Origin of the sequence: Sphingobacterium sp. ML3W, assembly GCF_029542085.1 — a bacterium.
GTDB lineage: Bacteria > Bacteroidota > Bacteroidia > Sphingobacteriales > Sphingobacteriaceae > Sphingobacterium.
In genome coordinates this window covers 1,024,098-1,044,986 of the sequence record NZ_CP107036.1, presented here as the reverse complement: position 1 = coordinate 1,044,986, position 20,889 = coordinate 1,024,098, and the positions used below count along the sequence as shown (strand labels likewise).

Here is a 20,889-nt window from a genome sequence, read left to right as displayed (position 1 = left end):
CATCTATGGAAATACCATTTGACAATAGAAAGTCCCCATAACTATGAAAAAAATAAACACATTATATCGCATTCCTGCCCTGTTGCTGACGATGGGAATCACCGTGTTTTCAGCTTGCAAGAAGGAGTATGAAATCGCTCCGACCCCCTATACCGAAATCACTGCATTCAAAATTCCTTACAATGGAGGCAAGGATACTATTGTCGCTGCGGTGGATGGCGAAAATATTTATGTTTCCTGGCCTGGCTCTACTGAATGGCCTATTCCTGAGACAGTCGCTCCGATTATCAACATTTCAAAAAATGCAAGCATTAGCCCGGCCTCGGGAACTGCAATTGCGCTCAAAGACGGCGCTCAATATCAAGTAAAGGCTCAGGACGGCACCATCAAGACCTATACGGTCAAACTATCGAATGGGGCATTATTACCTTCTTTTCAAGACGAAGACACACAGATTACTGCCCTTGTTGGCCAAAGCAACTTTTCTATTCCAATGCGTAACCTTGCCCTGGATGGCAGCGACAGTCTATACCTCGTCAATGATCAAAACAAAGGTTATAAACTTATGCTGAATAAAGTTGAAAACGGACTTATTATTTTCTATTTGGATCAGCAAGATGGCTCGGGAATTCCTTCAGGTGATTATTACGCGCAGGTGATGAACAAATTTGGTATTGCTGTTAAAAGCAGTAAAAAGTTCGTAAGCGTTGCAGCCAATCAGTCACTTCCTTATGTCTATTTTAACCATGCAAAAGAATGGCAGGTCAAAAGAGGTGAAATTATAAATCTTCCTGCAAGACATTTGAACAAAACGTCAGATATTAGAGTTGTAAATTTAAATTACACCGAAGATGGTTTCCCCAACAGTTTATCCTTGAACTTTCTCGGTATTTCAGATGATTTAAAATCCATTAAAGTGCAGATACCCGAAGATGCTCCAATAGGCATTTCTTCAGATTTAAACAATGGTATTAGCATACGGGTCCGTCTTGATCGTTTTATTACACAAGTCACTCCCTATTATAATTATCCAATCAAAATTGTAGAATAAAAATCCTGTCGTTTTTCATAGATGATAAATCAGAAAACAGCATAAAAAATCGAAAATAAATACGAATCTTTGTATAGAATCGTTATAAATAAAAGAAAGAACATGTTAAGTCAACATATCAAAGAGCAGACGCACGCTGCTCACCAAAACGTAGAAGGAACGATCGTGCGCCAATTGAAAAATATTCGTTCTGAAGCAGATTATGCCGAGGTATTAAAAGGCTTCTATGCTTATTTCCGTGCAGTGGAAGATAGCATCGCTCCTTTTGTTACATCCGAAGTATTACCGGATCTGGCGGAACGCCGCAACTCTTCTTACATCAAAAGTGATATTGAAGCCTTAGGAGGTGACATTGAGAATCTTCCGGAAGCAACGGCTCCAGTAGTAACAAATGTACAGGAAGCCCTTGCATCATTATATGTATTGGAAGGATCGATCATGGGTGGCCCCTACATCGTACAGATGCTGAATAAATATGGGGTCAATAAGGGTACCTCTTTCTTTGAGGGTTACGGTGACAATAGCCGTGACATGTGGGCTGGATTTACAGCTGTATTGAACAAATATGCTGCGGATCCTGCAACTTATGACCGTTCGGTAGAAATTGCAAACCAAACTTTTTATAACTTTGGTGAAGTATTCACGCCTATTGCCAGTGCAAACTAAATAGGCCGAATATTGTTTAACCTTTCAAATGGAGCAAAAAGACAATAGAAAAGACAATAAATCAAAATGGTTGAAGCGTGCCGGCATGGGGGCATTTATCTTCTTCCTGGCAAAGGGACTTGTTTGGCTAGCAGTATTTTTTTTCGCAGCAAAGTCCTGTAGCTGGTCTATTTAAATAAAAATAAAGAAGCAGTCAATCAAATTTGTTAACGAACAATTTTTGAGACTGCTTCTATTTGTTTACATCGTTTTTCTGATTATTTTTTCGGATCAACAATAAATTCAGTTGTATCCACTACAGCATCTGGTATGCTGCTTATAATACCCTTAGTATAACTGAAAAGCGGCTAGAATCGAAGCTGGATTAAAATCTATTTTATTGAGTACATTCGACCGGCGGCTATCTTTTTCCAGATACAGCATGGTAAATCCAACAAATATAGAGGTACCTACAAAGTCACCACATTTGACAGTCAAGGTCTTTTCTGATATCGCTTGCTCTCTATATTTAATATCGTATTCCCACTCCACATCATTTATTTCTATAGGCCCAAGCTCATCGAAATCGAATGACAACGCTTTAAATTTAAATACTACCGCATTGCATTTTTCAGGAAGTACCAGTGCTCTTTTGATATCAAACTGCGGAAATGATATTTTAAGATCCTTCCTCTTGTTCAGCGAGATTACCGGATCAATAAAAAGATAATCCTGCATATGACAATTTTCATTGAACTGAAAATTTACCAAGCGATCCAATACGCAGTTACTCAGCGTACGGTTTCCCTTTTCACAATCAAGATTTGTCTTTATTGCACGATAGATCTGCCTATTTAAGCGATTGCCCATCTGCCCATCATGGAGATCCTGGTGGACTTCCCCAAAACACATCCGAATCAATGCACCCGCGCGGCTTACCTTGCCAAAATCTTTACCTGCTCTTTTGGTATCATCCGTCTGTTTGACGCGATATGGTCTGCTTTGCAGGTAGTTTTTGTTGCCAACTTTTCTATTCACCAGGGGGCCAACCAGGCCTCTGATAAATCCATTATCATTTATTCCCATACCTAAAGATACGACGGTAAAAACCTGATGTCAAGCATCTTATTTATTTTTAATAAATTTCAAATTTGAGTAAAATGACAATTATAAATATTGCAATTTTCAAGGGACCTTGTTGTAAATAGCTTATGGGCAAGTTCGCCCCATGCTCGCCCTGCTCCCGACTTGTAAAAAATGTACACGTACCGTGAAAGCACCATGAAAGGTGGACTCAAGGTGGACTCACTGTGCACTGAACCTACCTACAGGACGAACTTGGTAATAACTTGTTCTTAACTTGGTCCCCATCGAGTCCATATACCAGCCGAAGTTTGACAATAGACATCCCCAAGTCCTACTTCACTCTATTCTTACCTTAATTTCCTGCCGTTACTATCTAATAGCTGCATCGCTACTCTATTGTGTTTATCCTCGGGGTAAAAAAGCTTCTAGAATATCCTATACTCAAATTGTGAGTCTCTTTTATTTCTCTTATTTCACAATTTTTAATTAAAATAGGTTTCGAATAAATAACGTCCAATTTTTTTAAGCCAATACAGTTGGACAACCTAAAGAAGTCAACCTACCTCAGGCCAATTTAGCAATGGTGGCATTTCAAAGTAAAGAATAAGAGTGGCAACGCATCAATTTTTCATTTTTTTCTGCAATTCCCTCAACTTCTCATAATTATCTTTTTCTATGGTATGAGGTGCAATAGCCTTAATCAGTGTCAACGTCTGGTCACCGGAGTGGTAACCATAGATATGATTTTTGTCCCGAAAAAAATAGTTATATTCAATCACCACTGGTATCTGCCCCTTGCCACCATCACAACCTTCAATGACATCCACTGTAGAACCGAGCAATTCCATGCTTTCGCGGTTAGCTATATTCATTATTTCTCTATCTTCTATCAGCAATTTATCGTCATAGGCGTAGGCTAGTTTCAGATCATTTAAAGCGGACTGATGTGCTATTGTTCTTTTCTTCGCCAAGGTATTATCGTCAAATACCAATTGCCTACCATCATCAAAGAAATTGGGAATTCCTTTTTGATAGGAATAGACCCCATTGACAAACTTGCTGTCTTTACTGAGCCAAGTCACAGGCTCTAATGTTCCCGCTCCATCTTGGTCTTTATAAAAAGCTATGCCATCAAAATAGAATCCAAAGGTGGTAATCTCCAATAAGCTTGGCTGTGCAACAGCGGTCAGGTTCATTGGTGGCTGATCATTGATCAAATCCCAACCATTATAATATATCTTACCTTCTTTGTCAATAAGTTCATGCTGTTTATTCAGCCATTGTGCTTTTACTGGATACAAGTAAGCAGTTGTACCGTCTTGTAGATCCAGACCCGCAGAAATATAGCACCAGATATTTCCATCATTAAAATCAACAAACGAATTCAGCCAGTTTTGCGCCACCTCTTTAATTGTAAACGGCCGTTTCAGATCAAGAATCAGAAGCGATTCGGTAATATCTATTTGATCAAAAATACTGACATCATAAATGTAGGCCGTATTCCCATCCGTAAGCAAATATTTATCCTCATTATTTTCTAGTCTGAGGCATTGTATGGTCGCGGCGTTCAACCCCGATATTATTTCAGCTGTTAATTGTGTCCCCTCATAACAATAGACATGTTTATCGTCCTTGAGCAGGTATCTACGGTTTTGGAATTGAGCGAGTACAATAGGTTTGTCAGGAAACAATTTGGTTGCTGTCTTGGTTATTTTTTTTGCGTATGGATCAAAGGAAAAAGAAAACCATTTTCCATGCATATAAAGTAGATCTGCGTCAAATGTACTTTTCACATCTTTTCTATCTGCAATTTTTACAGGTGTTACACGATCGACATCATAGAATTCTGCAGCGAGTAGATAATATGCCTGATGATCAGCAAGAAGCATATTGTGTCTATTTCGATCAACAATTTTAATATCATTGCCTACCTGCAGGATAGGAATCTGTTGTTGATCTGCCATACTAATCCCGTTCGGATCCATTATAGTAATCTGCAACTGAGGTATTCCTTTTACAGTAACAATTTTATAATTTTTCTTTGTATGGTAATGATAGCATTCGCTAGCCCACAGGCCAACCTGAGCGAACAGCAAGAATAACATGACTACAAATACTTTTTTCATTTCCTAAAGCTATTATTTATCAAAATTACTGCCCAGCATTGGCTAATCACGCTATCCATTATTGGCGATACCTTTGATGGTAATCTGCGATCAAATTTTTAAGTTCATTGAAATCAACAGACAATTGATCAGCTGTCACGACTAGTCCATTGCTGATAACAAATTGTTGTAACTGCGATGAAAGATTTTTAATATGATCTTCTGGATTCCGCAATTTCAAAGAGACAAATGGAGCACGATGGGCAATTCCCTCCGATACAGACTGCACTGCATTCCATTTTATTAAGCCAATCGCTTTCCCCAGATGCGTTCCCTTAAAATGGATACCATCCGCATTCAAAATAAGGCCTGTTCGGTCTTTATCAAACATGCTCTTTGTACCGGAAATTAAACCATAACAACCAAGGCAGCCCATCATTAACATCAATGTACCAAAGGTTATATTTATTCTTTGAGCAACAAAGAAAATGTAATAAGCAAAGGCCAACGTTGCGACAGTAAACACAACACCGAACACGACTAATTTCAGGCGCTTTTTGCTGTCAAATTCTATAATAGTCTCATTCATATATCTGTTTTTTCAACTTGTTTACAGGTCACGATCTCCCTATTGAGCTTTTCACTAATTCCATTGAGCGTACCAACTTTGATCTATTTGAAGAAAAACGGTTCATCTTATATCGGCTTTATGGCCAATTTATTGACCAATTAATGAAGCATCCGAACCAGCAAACCAAATAAACAGAATAATCAACCATTGAATAGCGATGCAGATCCAAAAAGGTCTATTGTCAGCCTCAGTCAGCATTTCCAATACAGCAATAAATTTGGACTTCACAATATCATAAAAGTTGTTATTATTGTCGAGATCTAAGCTGTCAAAGCTTATCTTGTTTAGGCCAAATACCACAATACGCTTGATCCATGGATTCTCAATCCTTGTGTTTTTCACTTCATTGATCAACTTGAGTTTCGCAAAAGTATAATCGCCCGCATTCTGAATAAGATCAGGCTGATTGGACTGAAAAACAAGTAATACCCTGTCCAAAGCAGGAATAATTAAATCATCTTGCCGCTCTTCTACAACCTTACTGGCTACAGTCGAGAAAACATATTTATTGCTAAATAAGAAGAGTAAGATCGGCAACAAGATCAACCCGATCAACCACAGGAACTTTCCAACGGTCTTTATTGACCCGGTCATTGAAAAGAAGGCGCCATCTGCATTGCTCCTGAGCAGTAGATATCCGACGATGAGGTACAATATTGTTGACAGAATAGCTAACAAATAGCACTTAAATAAGGTTTTTGTCCCCAGAATAGTTAATTTTTTAATATAGGATAAATGCGTATTCATAAAGTTGTCATATAATTTATAGTACTAAATTAAAACTATTACCCTCAAATTTATAAGCCAACTCCAATTCGTCTAGAACCATTTTAAATTCGCTACAATTTCGCGTCTATTCGCATTTGGGTAAAATAGAATAAGGTCCAAATTCATTAAGAACTTGAACCTTATACATTCATTAGACTGAGGTTCCAAAGTTTTATCGGGTCTTATATGCCAATATTTGCTTTTTGGATAGTCGCTCCGTTAGTACTTCGACACTATTAACTCCTTTTTTTCTCAAGATCGGTAATTGTGGTCCACAAAACACCAGCTTCTCCCCTGAAACTAGCCGAACCCTGTGGTTTGTTGTCTGGCGTGTACCACTCATAAAAACCTTTATTTTTAAGTACACGATCTAACATTGGTTCAAGTGCCTCACAGGCTTCATCAATAAGACCATAACGGATCAGTTGTGAGATCATACGTCCACCAAACCAGGTCCAGTCACCGCCATTCTGGTAGGAATATGGTCCCATACCACCGTTTTTAAAGAAGCCCTGTGGATATACAGGATAAATTGTCAATCCTATGGTTGCCGCATTTGCTTTCTTGACATTGTCCTGCATCTTTCTATACGCCACTTTTACCTCAGCCTTACTGAGCAATCCCGCTTCTATCGCCACAGCTGTTCCGCCGTGATAGTATATTTCGGACTCATTGAATGAATCTGGAAAAGGTGAACCGTTCAGATAAATATGTGGTATAAATTTCTCCTTCTTTTTATCCCAAAGGTGCTTACGGACATTCTTCGCAATCTTGTCTTTAATATCCTTCCAATGTTTCTGTTCAGCCTTGCTCAGGTCGGCAATCTCCAGAAAATCATTAATGGCAATGATAAACATCGCATTATCATAGATATCAAGTGTCAGGTGGGAGTTTTCATCTAAAACGACCCCCCAGTCGTGTTCCGGTTGGACATCACCCCAATCGACAGTTGTCGCTCCCCATAGCAATCCATATTTTTCATTATACCTTTTGGTCAATAGAAAATCCATTGCCCGCTCAAGCCCCTTCTGTACAGAAACTCCACCAATCTTATTATTCAAAATACTTTTATCTCCAGTACTTCTGACATATTTTGCCACTGCTTGAATCAATGAAGTTTCCTGATCAGTCTCAACCGTATTCTTATGTCCGGCATACTCCGGCGCTAACGCGGAATGATAATAATTGTAAGGAACGGCGCCTTTCTTTACAGGTACATAGCCATCTAGAATACCGCCATCAGGTTGTTGAAACTGAAAAAAAGTAAGCAAATGCTTTTTTATTAACTCTTTATCATTAACTGTACTGGCAACGGTGACAAAAGTATTCAGGTCTCTTATCCAGACTTCACCATAGCCATCACCAGCGGTGAAACCTTTTTTAACCAATTGCTCCGCCATTGTTTTTACAACATCCGCTTTGGGTTTAATTTCAACTCTTCCTGAGTTTGTCACAGCTTTCCCATCCTGTCCATAACTGCTCTTACTCCCGGTAAAAGCACAGAGACCCACTAGCACTAACATTTTTACATTCATTTGCATCTGATAATTATAATTGATTTAAACTTTTTATTTATTCCTGTCTTTGGTATATACATTCAGTTCGCCTATTGTGGCAAAGTTAGCCTTGCCCCATGTTTCCAGCACCTTGATGCGGATGTACCTCACCTTGGGTAAACCCTCTGACAAAACAAAGTCCTCGCCTGCCTTCGCAAAGGCAATATCAGCATCATTTTTTTCTATGCCAGGCAAGCCTGATGGCTTGCGCGATTCGCAGCTTGCCAACTTTGTCCAGTTGTCCCAACTACCGTCAGGCGCAGGTTTGTCGCTGCCCCAGATTTCAAATTTCCGCATATTTTCCTGCGCATAAATCCTGTCTGCAGCCTGCCAGATCTTGAATTTACTTGGTGAAGCCAAAACTCCAGTATCAAATGTAAACCATTGCGGCATCCGGTTAATTGTCGCAAAACCGTTGTCGTAATTGCCATCCCACATATTAGGCATCACCCATCCATGATTGGTAGTAGCATCCGTAGGAAGCACATATTCCTTAAACTTAGACTTATCAAGCTCGCGTTCAAATCCGGGAACCACAAGTTCGACATAAGCTACTGAAAAAGTATCCACAGCATTTGAATCTGGTTTAAATAGTGTCCTATATCTAAAATTTGTATTTGCGTCAAAATCTGTTAAAGTTGTATCAACTTTATTTGACAGAAACATCTTGGTTCGCATAGTACCGTCTTTGTGCTTGTACAGCAGCTCAACACCGATATCATCAAGATTAGGACTCGCCCAGGAGAAATTAAGGATATTTTCGCCGGCACCATATTTAAGTGCTTTTAACCTTCTATTTCCCAAAGAACTACTATAGCTCTCACCATAAACAGTCCCCGACACATTCAATGCGACGGAAGAGCGATTTTTATCATCATACGTATGCATGACAAAATTATAAACACCCTCATCCAGATTATTGATCATTAAATTTAAGGCATCTTTCTTAGGTCCCCGTATTATTGTTTGTACAAGAGAATCCTTACCCTCATTCCAGGAGACCTTAATTTTGGATACTAATGGATCATCTGAAAGTATAGTAGAGAGCAATATCCTTCTATTTCCAGGATGCACAATGACCTTATCCACCCTACTGGCATAGATCAGTTCCCCATCTCCAAAAAATTTCTTGTACTCATCTCCTTTTCTGCAGGATGAAAAAGCAGCTATACCTAGGAGAAAAGCCAAGCATTCAACAATATATTTAAATTTCATTTTGTTCTGCTTAATATTATAAACTCTGTTAATTATCTTGGATCACCCCAAGCTTCCAGTTCATTGAAATTGACATAAGTGCCATTACTCCAATTTTTCAGTGTTTTGAACCTGATATAACGTACTTTGGGTGCCTCTTTGGGAATGGGAACTGATTCTCCAGCCTCCGCAGCGGCCTTATCGGCCTGCGAAAGTTGTCCTTCTGGTAATCCCGAGGGTTTCACTGCGGTGTATTTTGTCAGCAATACCCAATTCGTAAAACTTCCATCCGCTGAAGGATCATTTGAACCCCATATCTCTATCTCGCGTGGATTATGCAGACCATAATAGAATGCCTGCCTCATAAAGTAAACCAAACGGCTCAACTTTGCGGTGACACCCAGATCAACCGTAAACCATTGTGGCATCTTTGCATTATTATCCGAATGATAGAACGTACCATCCCCTACATTTCCATCAAAAAGTCCCGCCATTGTCCCGCCATAGTCTAATCCTGCGTCTGTTGGTAACCTAAGGCCTTTCATTTTCGTCCGATCCAGCTTAGTTTCAAAATATGGGGTTAAGTTGAGGTACAATGTATCCGAACGATTGCCCCATCTATCACGTACGAAAACACCAAATCTAGCCTCCTCAGCCTTCAGGTTTCTTGTCGGAAAGACGCTCTTTTTTAAGTTGGTATAATGGGTATTGACAGGTACAAACTGCCCCAATGAATCATTGGTCAGTACAACAATGGCCATATTGGCAGCAGTCACATTTTCATAACTGATGTTGATACCTCCAAAATCTGGCGTTACTTTGATTGTCTCTTTGACTAACTTCATTGGTGGTTCCTTGGGATTTACTGTAACGTCAACTATTGCCGAGGCGTTTTCCCCTTTATCTACAGCAGTTAAGCTTACAACATAAGCCTTCGTATCGCCGAATCCTTCTACCAGTACTGTGTTTTTGTGTTTACTGATCTTTGTCTCCCGAACCTCACCATTTGGCGCAGTATAAGCTGCCTTGACATAAAGCAGATCTGGATCTTTGGGAATCTCGTAAGTAATTTCTGCTGCACCATTTAAATTTTTCACGTTTACATTGTTGACCGGACCTGGGGCTATTCCATCATTCTGAATAGGACCTATTTCATCTTGTTTGCAGGCATACATAGACAGCAATAACACCCCGAACAAGAACTTATATATCATCTGTTTCATTATCCTTATTATTTGAATTGAATATCAATTTTTTATTTTTTACCAACCTGTATTTTGGACCAAATTGGGATTGATCTGAAGCGCATAATCATTGATAGGCCACAAATAATCGCGTGGAGCAATAAATCCCTGATTGAACAAAAACACTCTTGTGTTATACTCCTCTATTGTTTCTTGTGTAATATTCCAGCCATAAACGGGTTCATTGAGCAGTTTTGAGGCTGTTTTCCATCGTCTTAGGTCCCAAAAACGACTCGCTTCAAAAGCCATCTCAATACCACGTTCACGATGAATAATCTCCCGCAGCCCAGTTACAGTTGTGTATTTATCTGGTCGTTTGGAATATGCCATCCACGATTCTTCTATGGACTTAAGTCCCGCTCTCTCGCGGATCTGGTTGAGATAGGGCAATGCTGCTTTCGAATTTCCGCTTTCGTTTAATGCCTCAGCATAGAGCAGATAAAGATCTGCCAGACGCATAATAGGCCAAGGGTACGATTCCACGGTAGTTGAAGTTTCTGTTGCCACCAGATTCCAGTTGACAAGCTTTTTTGTATAATAACCTGTGATGGAATACATACGGGGCTGTTTTTTACCACTATGTTCACCCGATTTGCTCTTGATCTCATATTCTTTATTTGACATCAGCCATTTAGAACCGTCAAATGCAATATCAGCGTAAAATCGTGGTTCGCGGCCAAAATGTAAAGCAACGGTCTGGTAGCCCTCTTGCATACCCTTGTCCTGGGCTGTTACAGTTTTTAGTTCATATCGGTTTGCATAATCCCAATTCTTGTCTTCCTCTATGGGAACACCATTTTTGGTGTAGAACAATTCCGCCATTTTCAGTGTAGGTGCATATTTACCTTTGAGCTCCCTGCTAATATTATTGGGATCTAGCTGGGGGCAAGCAAAAAGCTGTATCCAATAGGTGGGTGACCCATCGGAGGTTGCCCCCCAGATCAGCTCCTTGTTCCATTTTTCGCAGACTGCATTGCGAATGTTCATTTCAATCTGCGTATCTTCATTCACCGTTCCTGCCTTCGGAACAAAACGATATAAAGCAACATCCGATTCCAATGCCATATCGATGGCTTTTTTACAAGCCTCAGCCGCTCTTACCCATTTCTTTTCATCATAGACTGGATTAAATAATGCTTTTCCATCCTTGTTTTTTAGATTAATATAATCTGTATTTCCATTAAACAGTGGACTTGCTGCAGTAACCAGCAACCTTGCCTTGATAGACAGTGCCGCGACCTTGGTCACACGACCAAGCTCAGTAAAGCGATTATTTATTTTAGCAGGTAGACCGACATTGACATTTCCGAAAGATGCCTCATCAATTAAATTTGAAATATAATTGACAACAGAATCGACTGGCTGGCGATATGTTTTTACTTCTTCTGGTGTCGCGGTAGTGGAGAAATTCTTATCAAGAATCGGAATAGGACCATACATCCTAAACAGATACCAATGAAAATAGGCTTTCAAGAATTTCACTTCAGCTACCCAACGATCCTTTACATAGGGCTCTAGGTCAACTACTTTATCCACATTTTCCAGGAAAATATTACAATTGCGTATTCCTGTCCATAGCGAGCGGCTATCATACCCATCCCAATAATTCATCTTTGGGTTAACTTTAGTCTGTAATCCCCTTGCAATTTCATAGGAATCCAATGAAAAGAAATCAAGCGTCATCGGCCAATAGGTCCAGGTTTCATCGCCGCCATTAAAACCCGGATTCATGTCTGGGTTTCCCTCCCGTGGTAGATAAGAATAACAGGTAAATAAATATTTCTCGGCTTCAATACGATTTGCGAAGACATGATCTATGGTCGCGACATTATCAGGCACGACATCCAGGAAGCTTTTTTTACAACCTGAGATCATTAAGACAATGATAAATAGGCAACATTTCCCAATATTTCTGCGTACAAAATTAGACTGTTTCATGATTAGTTTAATTGAACGTTTACTCCTATATTAAATACTTTTTGAAGCGGATAACCCAGACCATTTCCTCCTTGCTCCGGATCCCACATTTTGAAGGCACTAACCAAAAAGAGATTGCTTCCGTTGGCATAGATTCGCATACCTCCTAAGCCAAATTTTTTCGCGATTTTTTCATGTAGATTGTATCCAATTTCCACTGTTTTCAAGCGAAGGAAAGATCCATTGCGCATCCACCAATTAGAAGGCTTGTTGTTGTTTTCGTTCCCGGTCGCGCTGAGGCGTGGCCAAAACGCATATAAGTTATTGTTGTCCTCCGACCAATGATCTTTGGCGATTACGTCCAAGAGTCCACTTTGCATTCCGCCACTAAGTATAAATGGTGAAATTGCTTCAGGATTTATAAATAAGGAAGATCTTCCCGACCCTTGAAAAAAAGCACTGATATCGAAATTTTTGTAGCCTAAAGAAAAACCAAAACCATAGGTAATCTCTGGTGTAACCGGATGCCCCAAGCCATTAACCATATCTAGATTAGTTATTTCACCATCACCGTTCAAGTCGCGGTATTTGATATCTCCGCCTCTCACCTCGCCAAAGTTTTGCCTCGGCGAACTTTTAACATCCTCATCATCAACAAATAATCGTTCGGCAATAAAACCATAATTCTGCGCCAACGAATGCCCAACGCGTGATAGATAGTACATGTTTTCCTGATAATCGGGTTCCTCATTGACCAGTAATTTACTGGTCGCATAGGTAAATGTACCCCGCGCCTGTAGCCAGGCACTTCCAAAAGTTTTATGATAATCCATCGATACGTCTACGCCCTTACCCTCTGCCTTTCCCACGTTTGCACTAATTTTAGGTTCTAAACCAACTGTCGTCGGGATATAAACTCTTTCCATCAGGATATTGCTCCGACGTTGCTTATACACTTCTACCACAACATTTAATGAATTTAATATACTTAAGTCCAGCCCAATGTTGGTTGTATTTCCCTTTTCCCAAGTAATGTCGTCATTAGCATACCTTGAGACAGATACTCCAGGTCTTGAATAGCCATAATCTTCACCAAAAAAAGCGCCTCTCGCAGCATTATTTAGATTGACATCTGAAAGGTAGAAAAATCGGTCTTCGGGTTTTCCTATCTGATCATTTCCCGCAAAACCATATGTTGCCCGCAATTTCATTCTTGTAATTATAGGGGCAATTGGCCTAAAGAAAGCTTCATTACTCAGGTTCCATCCCACGCCAATGGATGGAAAGAAACCAAAGCGTTGCTTTTTAGCAAAACGCTCCGAACCGTTATAACCAAAATTGGCTTCGAGCAGATAACGGTTATCGTAATCATAGGTAAATCTTCCGGACAGCCCCTGATTTCTAAATGGCAAAGAAGCCTGAAGGTTTCCTGCATTACCGTTCAGGTAATTTCTCATAATCGTAATCAACAGACCACTGATATTATGCTTTTCATTAAACGTGCGATTATAATTAACTGCTGCTTCAGCATACGTATTTGTATTTACAATTTTAACACCCTCACTATAATTTAGGTATTCAGTAGCTGTTTTCTCATTCAGTAATGACAAATTATACCCCTTTTCATTGGCATTTGTTGGATTGGCCTGATAAAAAAATGGGCTGTACTGACGGGTCAAATTAAAATGAGAATAACGTTGCGTGTAAGCCATCAATCGACCAGTCAGGCCTTTTGTCAGGAAGTTGAAGTCCTGTTTGATCTCCAGCTGTACATTTAAGGTAGAAGTATTATACTCCTGGAAACCAGACACCATAGAAGCGTATGGGTTATTATAAAACTTTCCTTCTGCCAGAGCAGCATTGCCAAATAAAGGATGATTTACCCGAGGCATATCCGAAGCGGGAAAGAATGCTGGAAACAATACCGGATTGGAAGTTAAGGTGCTCCTAAAAATTGAACCGCCCCCGCCTATCGGACCAGTATAATCATCAAAGCTCCCGGATGTCTTGACCGCTCCTTCGGTTGTAGGTGTTAATTTCACGTTTACATTGGAACGAATTTCATAACTTTTAAGGTCAATATTATTATTGAAGTTATTTTGTTTATTTGTTTTTAATATGCCGTTATCTTGGTTAACCGTTCCTGAAATATAATATTGAGCAGCCTTCCCCCCGCCATTCATATTAAAATTGAATCGTTGATTCATGGTGTAGTCTTTAATCATTAAGCCTATCCAATCGTTATTGGGATATAACAGGGGGTTATTACCCGCAATAGTATGATCAATCTTATTTTGCGAATAGGGTAGCTCACCGATTGGATTTCTGGTGAGTACAGCTTCATTCGCTAACTTCATATAAGTTATATTATCCGCCAGCTTAAAATTCTGTGTATTGGTAGAGATTGAATTTTCCAGTCTAAAGTTAAATTTGGTCTTTCCATCGGAGCCCGTCTTTGTCGTAACCAGTACGACACCATTTGCGCCCCTTGCGCCATATAATGAAGATGCTGCTGCGTCCTTTAGTACAGAAAACCCTGCGACATCATCCGGTTGGAGCCTAGCCAAGGCAGTTGGCGTAGATTCCATACCATCAATCAAAATAAGTGGATCTACCTTTCCACTACCAAAAGATGTGATACCACGGATAAAAAACTGCGCATTATCCGCGCCGGGCTCACCACTACGTTGGTATGCAATTACACCGGATAACCTTCCTGCTAACATGGTGGTCAGATTGCTCGTTGGCCCTTTGAGTTCTTTTGGATTGATCGTCGTAATCGAACTGACCATACTCTCCTTTTTCTGATGCCCATAGGCCACAACAACAACCTCCCCCAATTCACTTTGATTGTCTTTTAAGGTAACATCAATCTGATTGCGTCCCTTGATTTCCTCTTCGGTTCCCATAAACCCTACAAAGGAAAAAATAAGAGTGCCTTTAGCCTCCGGTACTTTAATCGTGTAACTCCCGATGGAGTCAGTCGTCGCTCCAGTCTTGCTATTTTTCAATAATACACTTACACCAGACAAGCCTTTACCGGCTTGATCTTTCACTTTCCCCTTAATTGTAAAACTGCCTGACTGAGCATTGCATAATTGCGCATAAATCCCCATCAAAAATAGACAGAGGAGAGCACGCACCCTAAAGTAAGAAATGATACTTTGGCTCATAATTTTGGTTAGTTTAACTTGGTTTGTATGAAAATAATTTCAATTTGTATACACATAGTTACATATTAAAATTTTAATTTCAAATCTTTTCTTATTTTTTTAAGAAAAAAATTAAAGCAAGCGGTTGCATTGTATTTGCTAGATAAATAGGCTAATAACCGCATTTTTGCTGATTACTATCTCCCTCAGAACAAATAGTTTTATCCAACAATAATTATTATTAGCACTTTTGGACACCTATAAATAAACATATTGTACATACATATAAGCAAATGTCCATATGTAAGAAAAAAGCCCCCTCCTTTTACACCTCCTAAGGTGATATAGTCTATACATATTTAGTCACCCGCTTTCGCTAAGTTTAAAACGAGATTCAAAAAAAATATATAAAAAACACTTGTGTAGTTAAACGGCAACATATATATTTGTAGCCAAATAACTTCATAATGAATTTAAGACGAGATGTTTTTCAAGCTATTGCCGATCCAACCAGAAGAGCTATACTTCTTCTTCTGGCTTCACAAGCTATGACTGCAGGAGCTATCGCTGCAAACTTTAATACCGCAAGACCAACAGTCTCTAAGCACCTGCAGATTCTAAGCGAATGTGAGCTACTGAAATCCGAGCAAAATGGCCGTGAAATTTACTATCAGCTCAATCCATCAAAATTGAAAGAAATAGCTGATTTTATTGAACCTTTCCGCGACATGTGGGATGTGCGATTTAACAAATTGGAAGAAATTATGAAAAATTATAAAGACAAATAAGATGGAAAAGAAAACAAAAATCCATGCCGAAGAGGGTAAACAGGAGATTTTGATCACCAGAGAATTTCACTTACCGCTAACACTGTTATTCAAAGCATATGAACAACCTGAAATCTTTGAACAATGGATGGGAACCAAGGTTTTAAAATGGGAAAATAAAAAGCATGGTTCTTATGCCTTCGAAACTTCCCACGACAACCATGTTGTATTTAAAGCGAACGGAACAATACACGAATTTATTCCCAATGAGAAAATCACAAGAACATTCGAAATGGAAGACAGCCCCTTTCCGGTACAATTGGAATATCTGAGCTTCGAAAAACTAACCGACAATAGCAGCAAACTTCTCATGCACATTGTATTTCAATCTGTCGGATTCCGCGATCAGCTTCTTCAGATGCCCTTTGCTCAAGGCATCAATATCGCACATAACAGGCTTCAGGAAATCGCAATCAAATTTACCTAATCTTCGATTATATAAACCACAATAGAATATGAACCTAAAAGCACAACATTTCTTCGAGAATTCAAAAAAATGGAACGAAGAATTCAATTTATTACGGGAAATTGTCGTAGAAAACCAATCGCTCGTAGAGGATTACAAATGGATGCACCCCTGTTATACCTTTGAAGGGAAAAATGTTGTCTTGATCCACGGATTTAAAGATTACTGTGCCTTATTATTTCACAAAGGCGCCCTACTAAAAGACAAAAAACAGCTATTAATTCAACAGACTGAAAACGTCCAGTCAGGCAGACAACTCAGATTTACACATATCGAACAAATTGCAAACCTAAGGGAGACCATCGTAAATTATATCCAGGAGGCTGTGGCGATTGAAAAGTCTGGTGCAAAAGTCAACATGCGAAAAACGGAAGACTACCCCGTTCCCGAAGAATTCGCGAAAGCCTTAAATGAGGATAAGGAATTCCAAAATGCATTTCTATCCCTAACTCCTGGTCGTCAAAAAGGATATCTATTTTATTTCAATCAGGCAAAACAGGCAAAAACTCGTGAAGCAAGGATTGAAAAATATTATCAGCATATTTTGGAGGGAAAAGGTATAGATGACTAAAAGAACGGGAAAAGCTGGAGTCAATGCAGAATCGATGCGGACTTTTGGCGATAGCAGTATGAATATGGCTGGAATTTGGTAGCTTTGTTATGCAACGCTGAACGGAACCTAAACCAGTATCTGTACTGTCGGTGCATTTCGCGGAATTACATAGCACACACAAGGAGAATATACATGAATAAAAAACTATTTTTGTTTATCTGTAGCTTACTACCATTTATAACACAAGCCCAGCAGAAAATCGACAACAAAACTCGCCCAAACATTATCTTTATTTTAACTGACGACTTCACTGCGCAAGCTTGGGGTGTTTATGGTGGAATTTTAAAAGATATTGTAAAGAATCCAAACATTGATAGTCTTGCCAAACAGGGTGCGATACTCAACAACGCATTCTGTACAAATTCCATCTGCACACCTAGCCGAGCAGCCATTCTTACAGGGCAATACAGTAATAAAAACCAAGTTTATACCCTAGATGATGCACTGGATCCAAACAGAGCGAATATCGCCAAAGACCTACAGCATGCTGGCTATCAAACGGCTGTTTTCGGGAAATGGCATCTTAAAAAGAAACCTTCAGGATTTGATGATTTTAAGGTATTGCCAGGACATGGAGTTTATCATAATCCAACATACCTTTCCAAAGATAATTGGAATGACAATGAAGAGGCTGGCACGCCATACAAAGGTTATGTAGATGATATTACAACACAGCTGAGCCTTGACTGGTTGTCCCAGCGCAATCCTGACAAACCATTCTTTTTGATGTGTCATTACAAAGCAACCCATGAACCTTTTGACTTCGCAGACAGATTCAAGGACTTGTATCAGGGTATTGAATTCCCCTATCCTGCAACTTTTCTGGATTCCGGCGCAACGACAACCGGACGGACCTTTGAAGGCCAGCCGCTCGAAGAGCTCGGCAACCGTTACGAACAAGCGTCCACAGGCCCCTTCTGGACTTCCTACCCCGATCTTCCCTTCTCTACCAAAGGCATGAGTGCACTCGACGCCCGCAAAAAAATCTATCAAAAACTCATGAAGGATTATTTGCGTTGTGTCGCAGGTGTAGATGATAATCTTGGAAAAATTATGCGTTATCTGAAAACAGCCAAAATTGACGAAAACACGGTGATCATCCTTGCGTCCGACCAAGGGTATTTTCTGGGGGAACATAATTTTATGGACAAACGTCTGATGTATGAAGAATCGCTACGCATGCCCTTTGTGATCCGCTACCCAAGGGAAATTAGGGCAGGTAGTATAATTGATGATATGATCCTTAATATTGACTTTGCAGCGCTATTTGCAGACTATGCCGGCATAAAAAAACCTGCGTATATACAGGGAGAGAGTTTTCGCAAAAACCTAGCGGGCCACAAACCAAACAATTGGCGTAAATCTATGTATTACCGATATTGGCAACATGCTCCTATACGCCCGGCTCATCTTGGTGTGCGTGACGAACGCTACAAACTCATCTATTTTTATGGACAACCATTGGAAATGACAGGCAGTGATAAAAAAACTACAGCGCCAGCTTGGGAATTTTATGACCTACAAAAAGATCCTATGGAAACACATAATGCGATCAATGACAAGCGATACGTAAAAGACATTAGTCGATTAAAAAAGAAACTCATTAAACTTAAAACCCAAGCTGGAGACAGCGATGTAAACCGTCCTTCTTTCCAGCAGCAATTAATCAATGAAAATTTAGTAAAAAAATAACAAGATCATGAACTAACACTGTTCGTTGTTTTTCTATTGATTACTTAATAATCGACTATGGGAGTAGTCAATAAAAAAGTGCGGTGCCATAAAGATAGATGGCGCCGCACTTTTTAATATTATAGATACCATAAACAAGTATCCTCATAGGTAGTCAAACTAGTTTTGATGCTGAAGCTGTGGGTATTTTTGATACAACCTATCCAGGAAAAAACGTCCCATCAGCTGAAGTTTCGACTGTGTTTCAAACATACCAGAACCGGGAGATATAATTCCATCAGGCATCCGTTGCACAGCGCCATAATAGATAATATCCAGGCTATTTCCATTGACATCAAGATGCATTTTTTTAGGTTTTAATCCCATAATGGATCCCATACGGGTAACCTTTTCTGAATTGCTGATTTGAGCAGGACGTGCGTTCAATAGCGTTTCATGGTCAAAAACCAAATGATCTTTGGCTTCACCATCATCAAAAAAGACGTAATGCAGTTCATTGTTGCTAAGCACAAGATAGGAGGCATTGTCACGTTCGCTATACCTCGCTTTTACCCCTACTGCGGCCCAAGCTACAGTTTTAGCTGCCGTCGCTGCCGCTGAAGCCACCTTATCACCGACTGTTGCAATGTAGGCACATTGTGTAAATGCATCGATTGGAGCTCCGTTCATTTGTTTGGTTAATTCTCGAAACTCCTGAAGCAACAGCTCATCTTTGACACCTGGAGCTAAAGCAATCCCAGCATCTCCTTCATACTTCCGAGCTGTCTCTTTTTGCTTTTTCATCATCATGAGAGAGATAAAAACACAGACAACTACGATCACAGCAAAAATACCGATGTATAAAATCATATTAATTATAATTTAGAAAATGGTTAATAATTCAACAATAAATTTAGCGTCAAAAAAGAGGATAATGATTTCCAGTATCCTCTTGTCGCACATGTTAATACGAATAACAAAAATTTTGCCAAACTACAGTATCCGATCCGGATAATGTATATTATTCAAAGCAGTCTGATGCATATCTACCCAAATATCATTGTATGGCTGTTGTAACAACCAATTTGGGGAACTACGCATGTCCGCGTCTTGATCGTTGTTGTAAATAGAAGGAAACTCTGACTCCTTCGCACGGAGCAACACCACTATTGTTCCTTTCATATGTAGTGGAAGATCTCCCAAAACGAGATTATAAAACCCTTCTTCGACCAGCCCCGGACTAAATCGTTCGAGGCTATCGTAACTCCTTTCCAGTTTACCAATAAGCTTTTCCAGTTCCTGTGGATAATGCCGTTCGACATAAGACTCAAAAAGCCCTGTACCTTTATTATAAAATCCCCCTTTCATTAAGTTGAGCGCCTCATTGCGGTATACCTGCAACAGACGATCCCCATTTAGATCGGTATAGCCTCCATCCAAAGGCTTGCCATCGCGACGCAAAGCCCATATCCTAAGTTCTTTGAGTCTTTCCGATTCAGTAAAACTATTTCCTTCCATAACTTAATTATATTAATAGCTACTATTTTAGGATAGTCTTATTGCTAATGTTCTCTTTCTTTTAGTTCAAGCTGAAGTAGAATATCTCGCTTCTTTCCTTCAATCAACGATAAATTACCTGCCACAAAAACACCTTTTTCTCCTGAATTGCGGCTTATTCCATATACAGTAGACTCATCATCTGGATCTGACGCCCCTTCATAACGAAATAGGTAATCAATCCTAAACTGGTCTGCATGGGCCAATAAATCATCAAATTCGATGTTGTAATCTATTTTATATCCCAAGCCGCTTAACTTTTCCAATGCCACACTAGCTGACGAGTACCCGTGCATTCTTTCCATAACTGATTCTTCTTAAGTTGATCTAAATAATCCTTTTTATTATAAAACGACCATTTGGCCCCTTTTGTTTTCCTCAATTTCAAATAGTTTATTCAAAATCA

General features: G+C 39.6%; 19 protein-coding genes. 7 read left to right on the top strand and 12 right to left on the bottom strand.

What is annotated here, in order from left to right; translation table 11 throughout:
* The first annotated feature begins 43 nt into the window (after positions 1-43).
* The 3 genes from OGI71_RS04415 to OGI71_RS04405 all read left to right on the top strand — a co-directional run bounded on the left by OGI71_RS04415 (position 44) and on the right by OGI71_RS04405 (position 1,892).
* Positions 44-1,051 (top strand): hypothetical protein, encoded by a 1,008-nt coding sequence (locus tag OGI71_RS04415; RefSeq protein WP_282254109.1) that lies wholly within the window; start codon positions 44-46, stop codon positions 1,049-1,051.
* Between the two features lie 102 nt (positions 1,052-1,153).
* Positions 1,154-1,717, top strand: coding sequence for a biliverdin-producing heme oxygenase (locus tag OGI71_RS04410; protein WP_282254107.1), 564 nt, complete (start codon positions 1,154-1,156; stop codon positions 1,715-1,717).
* A 28-nt stretch (positions 1,718-1,745) separates the two neighbouring features.
* Complete coding sequence (locus OGI71_RS04405) at positions 1,746-1,892, top strand: hypothetical protein (protein WP_282254105.1); 147 nt, start codon at positions 1,746-1,748, stop codon at positions 1,890-1,892.
* Between the two features lie 152 nt (positions 1,893-2,044).
* Here OGI71_RS04405 and OGI71_RS04400 read toward each other — a convergent pair whose 3' ends face one another.
* From OGI71_RS04400 to OGI71_RS04360, 9 genes are all read right to left on the bottom strand, one after another.
* Positions 2,045-2,782: a hypothetical protein gene (locus tag OGI71_RS04400; RefSeq protein WP_282254103.1), complete on the bottom strand. Its 738-nt coding sequence runs from the start codon at positions 2,780-2,782 to the stop codon at positions 2,045-2,047.
* 620 nt (positions 2,783-3,402) lie between these two features.
* Positions 3,403-4,908: a hypothetical protein gene (locus OGI71_RS04395; protein ID WP_282254102.1), complete on the bottom strand. Its 1,506-nt coding sequence runs from the start codon at positions 4,906-4,908 to the stop codon at positions 3,403-3,405.
* A 58-nt stretch (positions 4,909-4,966) separates the two neighbouring features.
* Complete coding sequence (locus OGI71_RS04390) at positions 4,967-5,476, bottom strand: STM3941 family protein (protein ID WP_282254101.1); 510 nt, start codon at positions 5,474-5,476, stop codon at positions 4,967-4,969.
* Positions 5,477-5,605: 129 nt separating this feature from the next.
* On the bottom strand, positions 5,606-6,265 hold the full coding sequence (locus tag OGI71_RS04385) for a hypothetical protein (protein WP_282254100.1): 660 nt from the start codon (positions 6,263-6,265) through the stop codon (positions 5,606-5,608).
* Between the two features lie 257 nt (positions 6,266-6,522).
* Positions 6,523-7,809 (bottom strand): hypothetical protein, encoded by a 1,287-nt coding sequence (locus tag OGI71_RS04380; protein ID WP_282254099.1) that lies wholly within the window; start codon positions 7,807-7,809, stop codon positions 6,523-6,525.
* A 45-nt stretch (positions 7,810-7,854) separates the two neighbouring features.
* On the bottom strand, positions 7,855-9,057 hold the full coding sequence (locus tag OGI71_RS04375; protein ID WP_282254098.1) for a DUF4998 domain-containing protein: 1,203 nt from the start codon (positions 9,055-9,057) through the stop codon (positions 7,855-7,857).
* 32 nt (positions 9,058-9,089) lie between these two features.
* Positions 9,090-10,259 carry a DUF5000 domain-containing lipoprotein gene (locus OGI71_RS04370; RefSeq protein WP_282254097.1) on the bottom strand — a complete coding sequence of 390 codons (1,170 nt, stop codon included), beginning with the start codon at positions 10,257-10,259 and terminating at the stop codon, positions 9,090-9,092.
* Between the two features lie 39 nt (positions 10,260-10,298).
* On the bottom strand, positions 10,299-12,218 hold the full coding sequence (locus OGI71_RS04365; protein ID WP_282254096.1) for a RagB/SusD family nutrient uptake outer membrane protein: 1,920 nt from the start codon (positions 12,216-12,218) through the stop codon (positions 10,299-10,301).
* A gap of 2 nt (positions 12,219-12,220) precedes the next feature.
* A complete protein-coding gene (locus tag OGI71_RS04360) occupies positions 12,221-15,370 on the bottom strand; it encodes a TonB-dependent receptor (RefSeq protein WP_282254095.1) in 3,150 nt (1,049 codons plus the stop codon).
* A 446-nt stretch (positions 15,371-15,816) separates the two neighbouring features.
* On the opposite strand from OGI71_RS04360, the gene OGI71_RS04355 reads away from it, so the two are divergent.
* From OGI71_RS04355 to OGI71_RS04340, 4 genes are all read left to right on the top strand, one after another.
* Positions 15,817-16,137, top strand: coding sequence for a metalloregulator ArsR/SmtB family transcription factor (locus OGI71_RS04355; protein ID WP_120257324.1), 321 nt, complete (start codon positions 15,817-15,819; stop codon positions 16,135-16,137).
* A 1-nt stretch (position 16,138) separates the two neighbouring features.
* Positions 16,139-16,603 carry an SRPBCC domain-containing protein gene (locus tag OGI71_RS04350; protein WP_282254092.1) on the top strand — a complete coding sequence of 155 codons (465 nt, stop codon included), beginning with the start codon at positions 16,139-16,141 and terminating at the stop codon, positions 16,601-16,603.
* A 28-nt stretch (positions 16,604-16,631) separates the two neighbouring features.
* Positions 16,632-17,213 (top strand): YdeI/OmpD-associated family protein, encoded by a 582-nt coding sequence (locus OGI71_RS04345; RefSeq protein WP_282254091.1) that lies wholly within the window; start codon positions 16,632-16,634, stop codon positions 17,211-17,213.
* A gap of 174 nt (positions 17,214-17,387) precedes the next feature.
* Complete coding sequence (locus OGI71_RS04340; RefSeq protein WP_282254090.1) at positions 17,388-18,947, top strand: sulfatase; 1,560 nt, start codon at positions 17,388-17,390, stop codon at positions 18,945-18,947.
* Between the two features lie 159 nt (positions 18,948-19,106).
* Here OGI71_RS04340 and OGI71_RS04335 read toward each other — a convergent pair whose 3' ends face one another.
* From OGI71_RS04335 to OGI71_RS04325, 3 genes are all read right to left on the bottom strand, one after another.
* The gene (locus OGI71_RS04335) at positions 19,107-19,796 is read right to left on the bottom strand and encodes a hypothetical protein (RefSeq protein WP_282254089.1); all 690 of its coding nucleotides are present in this window, start codon (positions 19,794-19,796) and stop codon (positions 19,107-19,109) included.
* Between the two features lie 123 nt (positions 19,797-19,919).
* A complete protein-coding gene (locus OGI71_RS04330) occupies positions 19,920-20,444 on the bottom strand; it encodes a hypothetical protein (protein WP_282254088.1) in 525 nt (174 codons plus the stop codon).
* Between the two features lie 44 nt (positions 20,445-20,488).
* Positions 20,489-20,788 (bottom strand): hypothetical protein, encoded by a 300-nt coding sequence (locus OGI71_RS04325; protein ID WP_282254087.1) that lies wholly within the window; start codon positions 20,786-20,788, stop codon positions 20,489-20,491.
* Positions 20,789-20,889: the final 101 nt, after the last annotated feature.